This is a genomic window from Streptomyces sp. NPDC059875 (genome assembly GCF_042731085.1).
GTDB lineage: Bacteria > Actinomycetota > Actinomycetes > Streptomycetales > Streptomycetaceae > Streptomyces.
In genome coordinates this window covers 1-6,408 of sequence record NZ_JBHWJZ010000079.1, presented here as the reverse complement: position 1 = coordinate 6,408, position 6,408 = coordinate 1, and the positions used below count along the sequence as shown (strand labels likewise).

The window sequence follows — 6,408 nt, the reverse complement described above, 5'->3', positions numbered from 1 at the left end:
GCCCTGGAAGGGGCGGCGCGCCGGCCTCGGAAGGACCACGATCCGGCGTGCGAGATCAGACGTTGGCGCAGGTGTTGCCGAAGGCCGGGTTCAGGGCGCCGATGACGCTGACGGTGTTGCCGCAGACGTTGACCGGGATGTGGATCGGAACCTGGACGACGTTGCCGGACAGGACGCCCGGGGACTTCACGGCCGCGCCCTCGGCGCCGGCGTCGGCGACGGCGACACCGGTGGCACCCGCGACGGACGCGGCGACACCCACGGACAGGACTACAGCCTTCGCGATACGGGACATGGAGAAGCGCTCCTCGATTGTTCTCAGACCACGCGGGTCTGACGGTCGGCACGGACGGATTCGCCCGGCTCCTTCAACAACGCCGCCCCATTTCATTGGTTGCTCTCCCGAACGGGTGACGTTCAACCGATCTTTGGGCCATAGGAGGGCCATTCGAGCGACTGGGCCTGGAATGGCGCAACACGCACAACGAGGAACCTGCCGAACGGATACGGGAGTTAGCGTTTGTGAGCATCTAATGCTTACTATCGCCCGGCGTTGGGGTTATAACGTTCCCGAACGTTGCTTCCGGTCCAGCCGCGCGGACACCCTTTTCGCGCGGCCGACAACTTCCCCTCCCCCGGTCTTCACGGGTGTTCCCTTGCTTCTCTCATCAAAGCGGAGAACCTGTATGCGGAATTCAGCGGTTCGTGCTGTGCGCCGCGGTCTGTTGTGCGCCCTGTCGTGTGCGGCCCTGTCCGCCGCGCTGCCGGCCGCCTCCGCCGCCGCGCCCCAGCCCAAGGAAGCCCCCCACGTTCCGTTCGCGCAGCGGTACCAGGCGGAGCAGCACGGCGGGATCGTCCGCGCCGCCAACACGTCGGCCAAGGCAGCCGAGGACGCCGAGAGTGCCCAGGGCTCCGGAGTGCGCAACGACGGCCACGCGATCGGGTACGTCGACGTCGACACCGACCCGAACACCTACAACTCCAGCCGCGCCGAGGTACGGATCCCCGAGGGCTCCCGGGTCAGCTACGCCCGTCTCTACTGGGGCGGAAACCTGCGGGTCGGCGAGCAGAAGCCGCCCAAGGACAACGGCCGGGTCCTGGTCGCCGAGCCCGGGGGCGCGTACAAGGCGGTCCTGGCGGACACCACGATCGGCCACCGCACGGCGGACGGCGCCGACGCCTTCCAGGCGTCCGCGGACGTCACCGAACTCGTCCGCTCGGCCCAGTCGGGGCTGTGGACCGTGGCGCAGGTCAATGTGGCGATGGGCCGTTCGGCGGTCGGCGGTTGGGGTGGCTGGACGCTGGTCGTCGCGTACGAGAACGCGGCCGAGCCGCTGCGCAGGCTGGCGATCTGGGACGGTTTCGAAACCCTCGGTCCGCACACCGGACCGGTGCGCGTGGCGCTCTCCGACAGTGCTATTCCCATGGGTTCGGGCGGACAACTCGGCATGGTCGCCTATGACGGCGACCAGGGCACTTCCGGGGATTACCTCGCGGTGGAAACGAGCCGGTCGAAGAGTGTCCTGCTCGCCGATTCCGCCAATTCCGCGAACGACGTGATGAACTCCAGCATCACCGATTTCGGAGCCGGTCGGGTCGAACGACTTCCCGATCATCAGAACACCCTGGGGTACGACTCCGACGTCTTCGATCTGGGGGGTGCGCTGCGCCATGGAGCCGACCGTTTCCACGTCCGGTTCGGCACCCGGGAGGACACCGTCTGGCTCGGGGCGCTCTTCCTCCAGGCGGACGTCCGGCGCTGACGTGCTGCACCCACGTGAGTCGGACTCCCTTTCCTTCACCGTGCTGCACGCGGTCCAGCCCGGTGACGGCGGGGTCGCCCGCGTCGTCATCGACCTGGTCCGCGCCCAGCTCGCCGCCGGGCTGCGGGTCGCCGTCGCCTGCCCTCCGGGTACCCCGCTCGCCACGGCCGTCCGGGCCGAGGGCGCCGGGCTGTACGCGTGGCGGGCGGGTCGCGATCCCGGCCCGCGCCTCGTCCGCGAGACCCGCGACCTCGCCCGGCTGATCCGTACGGTCCGCCCCGCGCTGGTCCACGCGCACAGCGCCAAGGCGGGACTGTGCGCCCGACTGGCCCTGCGCGGACGGATCCCGACGGTGTATCAGCCGCACGCCTGGTCCTTCGAGGCGGTCGGCGGCACGATCGCCGCGCTGGCGGTGCGCTGGGAGCGCCGGGCGGCGCGCTGGACGCAGCGGATCATCTGCGTCAGCGACGCCGAACGCCGCACCGGCGAGAGGGCGGGCATCCGGGCGACCTGGTCGGTCGTCCACAACGGCGTCGACGTGACGAGGTTCGCCGCCGGGCCGACGGCCGACGGTCCCGGTGGCGAAGGGCCCCTCGTCGTGTGTGTCGGGCGGCTGTGCCGCCAGAAGGGGCAGGACGTCCTGCTGGCCGCCTGGCCCGCCGTCCTCGCCGAGGTCCCGACGGCCCGGCTCGTCCTGGTCGGTGACGGACCGGAGGGCGAGCGGCTGCGGGCCTCGGCGCCGGCTTCGGTGCGGTTCGCCGGGGCCGTCGACGACACCGCGCCCTGGTACCGGGCGGCCGATCTGGTCGTGCTGCCCTCCCGCTGGGAGGGCATGGCGCTCGCGCCCCTGGAGGCGATGGCGAGCGGCCGGCCGGTCGTGGTCAGCGATGTGGACGGGGCCCGCGAGAGCCTGCCGCCCGGCCACGAACCCCTGTGCCTGGTCCCGCCCGAGGACCCGGCCGCGCTCGCCGCCGCCGTCGGCCGCCTTCTCGGCCGGCCGGAGCTGCGGCGATCCCTGGGCCACGAGGCCCACGAACACGTACTCAGCAGATTCGATGTGCGGCGCACCGGCGCGGCCGTCGCGGGCGTGTACCGCGAGCTGGCCGGAGTGCGGTGCACCGAGCACAGAGAGCCGATTTCGCCGTGACTACGGAAAGCACCAGCATTCCTCCTTCGCCGGGCCCCTGGCCCGCGGCGAGCACGGGCCACGCGCCCGGACTCACCTCCGTCGCACCGCAGCGGGGCGCGTCGGGCCGGCTCGCGCTGCCACCGCGCCGGCCCGCGCCGCTGCGTACGGCCGCCGTACCGCTGATCGCGGCCGACGGTCTCGCCGTGCTGCTCGCCGCCGCGATGCTGCCTGAGCCGCACCGCGAGCTGCGGCTGCTCCTGCTGGTCGCCGGCTGTGTCCTCGCGCTCAACGGGTACGCGGGGCTCCACCGGCCCGGCGCCCTCACCTCCGTACTGGACGAACTGCCCGCGCTCGCCGCCCGCACCGCGGTCGCCTGGTGCGTCGCGGCGGCCGTCGTCGCCGCGGACGCGCCCGCCCTGGCGATCGGCCCGGGCGCGCTCTGTTCCGCGTACGCCACGCATCTCGCCGCCTTGTGCGTGGGCCGCGGGGTCGTGCACGCCCGCAGGCGCCGTTCGGCCCGGAGGCATCCGCGGTCGGCGCTGATCGTGGGCGGGACCGCCGCCGCGCGCCGGTTCGCGGCGGCGGTGGCGCAGCACCCGGAGTACGGCATCAGGCCGGTCGGGATCGTCGGCTCGCGGCCGGACGGGGAGCCCGGGCTTCCGGTCCTCTCCTCGGCCGAGGAGATCCACCGGGCGGTCATCCAGAACACCGTGCGCGACGCGGTGTTCCTGACCGAGGAGAGAAGCCTGGTGACGCTCTTCCAGCACTACGGCTGCACCACCTGGCGGGTGGGCGGCGAGCGGCACGAGGGGGCGATGGGCGACCACCTGTGGGGCTACGGCTGCCGTCGGCTCGTGCCGCTCGGCGAGCGGCGCGGGCTGACCGCGAAGCGCGTGCTCGACGTGGTCCTGGCCGGTCCCGCGCTCGCCCTGGCCCTGCCCGTGCTGCTGCTGTGCGCCCTGGCGGTGCGGCTCTCCGACGGGCCCGGGGTGCTGTTCCGCCAGGAGCGGGTGGGGCAGCACGGACGGCTGTTCACGCTGCTGAAGTTCCGTACGCTGCGCCCGGCCGACGAGACCGAGTCGGCGACCCGGTGGAGCGTCGCCGACGACGGGCGGATGAGCGCGGTCGGCACCTTCCTGCGGCGCAGCTCGCTGGACGAGCTGCCGCAGCTGTGGAACGTGCTGCGCGGGGACATGAGCCTGGTCGGGCCGCGGCCCGAACGGCCGTACTTCGTCGCGCAGTTCAGCCGGATCCACGCCGGTTACGCGGACCGTCACCGGATGCCGGTCGGGCTGACGGGCCTGGCACAGGTGCACGGGCTGCGCGGCGACACCTCCATCGAGGACCGCTGCCGCTTCGACAACCACTACATCGATCACTGGTCGCTCTGGCAGGACGTCCGCATTCTGCTGCGGACCGCGGCCGGCCTGGTTCGACCGGCGGGGAGCTGATGATGGCGACAGCGGTGGCGGTTCCCGCCCTGCACGAGGACGTACGGGACTGGGCCCGCAGGGCCTGGTCCCTCTCCCCGGTCCTGGCGGTGATCGCGCTGCTGCTCGTCCCGGCCGCAGGCGGCACGGAGGGAGGCACCGGAGGGACGGGGACGCTCGCCGACGCGGCCTCGGGCCTGCTCGCGCTGATCTGTCTCGTGCGTGTGATGCGCAGCGGGGCCCGGCCGTTGACCCGGGGGGCGGCGGTCGTCCTCGGGCTGCCGGTCCTCGGGATCTGTCTGGCGGCGATCACCTCGAGCGACCCGGTGGCGAGCCTGCCGGGCGTGCCCCGTTACGTACAGATCTTCGTGCTGGTCCCGGCGGCCGTGCTGCTGATGATCCGCGACCGGCGGGACTTCGCGGTGGTCGCGTGGGCGCTGGTCGGTCTTGCGCTGCTGCAGGGCGCGGTCGGAGTCACGCAATACCTGACCGGGACGGGCGCGTCGTACATGGGCGAGGACATCCGGGCGGTGGGGACGTTCGGGCCGACCGATGTGATGGGGATGGCGACGGTCGTCTCGTACGGGCTCGTCATCGTCACCGGTATCGCGCTGGGCAGCGGGCGCGGACGGGTGCGGACGGCGGCGCTGGTCTGTGCGGGCCTGCTGTTCCTGCCGCTCGTGCTCTCGTTCAGCCGGGGCGCGTGGATCGCGACGGTCCTGGCGATCGCGATCCAGCTCGTGCTCTCGGGGCTGCGGCGGGCCGGGCGGGTGGCGCTCGTGACGGGCGCGCTTGCGGTGGTCCTTGTGGGTGGTCTCGGGGTGGGGTCGGCGATGGTGAAGGAGCGGGTCACCAGCATCACGCAGGTGGCGGGGGCGCCGGACCAGTCGGTGACGGACCGGTACACGATGTGGGCGGCGGCGGGGCGGATGTGGCGCTCGGACCCGCTGACGGGGGTGGGCCTGAAGGGCTTCCCGGCGTACCGCGACTCCCACGCCTCGCTGGCGCTGTCGTCGGGCAGCGACACGGCGGGTGCGGGCGCGCTGTTCCGGCGCCAGCCGCTGCTGTCCCCGCACAACATGTACCTGCTGGTGCTCAGCGAGCAGGGCCTGGTGGGGCTGTTCACCCTCGCGGGCAGCTGGGTGGCGCTGCTGGTGGGCGCGTTGCGGCGGCGGGCGCGGGGCGCGGACTGCGCGCTGGTCGCGATCGGTCTCCTGTCGTGGCAGCTCATCGACTTCTTCTACGCGGACATCGGCGGGCCCTCGACCGTCCTGATGTCGGTCGTGTTCGGCCTGGCGGCGTGGTGGTCGCTGGCGGAGGTGAAGCGTGCGTGACCCCTGGGGCGGGGAGCCGGAGTCCACGGACCGGGGGTCCGAGACGGGGTCCGGCGGGCACGGGGTTCGGTCGGGTCCGCCGGCGGACCCGTGGTCCGTGCCGGACCACGCGACGGCCTGGTCCCCCACCGACGGCGGCCTCCGCTGGGCCGGCACGACGTCCCCACCGGCGTCCCCCCGTCGCCCCGCCCCGCAGCCCGGTCCCGGGCCCGGCACGACGACGCAGCCGTACGGCGGGGTCCGAGCCGGAACAACGGGCATCGGCGGCCGCCGTCCGCACGACGGAATCCCGGCACACGGCCCGCCGACCACCCACCGCCCCAAGCCCGCACCCCCGGCCGGCCCCCGGCCGGGGGTATCGCCTCCCGACGGGGCGACGTCCGCCGCAATCGGGGCCGCGACGACCGGGTACCGAACCCCGTCGGCTACCCCGTCCGGCCTGCGGCTCGGGGGGACACCCTCGGGTACGCCGTACGGGGGAGCCGACGCACCCCCGGTAGCCGCGGGTTCGGCCCACTCCGGGCAGACCCACCTGTTCCGGCCCGCAGCAGCGGCGTCCGGCGGGGCCGGGGTGGCCGGCGGGGGGCGGGCCGACGTGGCATCGGCCGCCCCCCCCCCGGCCCCCCCCCCCCCCCCCGGGGGGGGGGGGGGGGGGGGGGGGCGGGGGGGGGGGGGGGCGGGGGGGGGGGGGGGGGGGGTGGGGGGGGGGGGGGGGGGGGTTGGGGCGCACCTCGATGCGGTCGATGTGTACG

The 6,408-nt window shown here is 74.0% G+C and carries 5 protein-coding genes; 4 read left to right on the top strand and 1 reads right to left on the bottom strand.

Features of this window, described 5'->3' with window-relative positions; genetic code table 11:
- Window positions 1-55: 55 nt before the first annotated feature.
- Window positions 56-295, bottom strand: a complete 240-nt coding sequence (locus tag ACFV9D_RS38785; protein ID WP_385157810.1) for a chaplin — start codon at window positions 293-295, stop codon at window positions 56-58.
- Between the two features lie 391 nt (window positions 296-686).
- Here ACFV9D_RS38785 and ACFV9D_RS38780 point away from each other — a divergent pair, with 391 nt between their 5' ends.
- Genes ACFV9D_RS38780 through ACFV9D_RS38765 form a run of 4 tightly spaced genes read left to right on the top strand, consistent with a single transcriptional unit; the run spans window position 687 to window position 5,656 of the window.
- Complete coding sequence (locus ACFV9D_RS38780; RefSeq protein WP_385157807.1) at window positions 687-1,763, top strand: DUF3344 domain-containing protein; 1,077 nt, start codon at window positions 687-689, stop codon at window positions 1,761-1,763.
- A 1-nt stretch (window position 1,764) separates the two neighbouring features.
- Window positions 1,765-2,910: a glycosyltransferase gene (locus ACFV9D_RS38775; RefSeq protein WP_385157804.1), complete on the top strand. Its 1,146-nt coding sequence runs from the start codon at window positions 1,765-1,767 to the stop codon at window positions 2,908-2,910.
- The gene (locus ACFV9D_RS38770; protein ID WP_385157801.1) at window positions 2,907-4,343 is read left to right on the top strand and encodes an exopolysaccharide biosynthesis polyprenyl glycosylphosphotransferase; all 1,437 of its coding nucleotides are present in this window, start codon (window positions 2,907-2,909) and stop codon (window positions 4,341-4,343) included. Before ACFV9D_RS38775 ends, ACFV9D_RS38770 begins: the two co-directional genes overlap by 4 nt.
- Before the next feature lie 2 nt (window positions 4,344-4,345).
- Window positions 4,346-5,656 carry an O-antigen ligase family protein gene (locus ACFV9D_RS38765; protein WP_385157798.1) on the top strand — a complete coding sequence of 437 codons (1,311 nt, stop codon included), beginning with the start codon at window positions 4,346-4,348 and terminating at the stop codon, window positions 5,654-5,656.
- Window positions 5,657-6,408 lie beyond the last annotated feature (752 nt).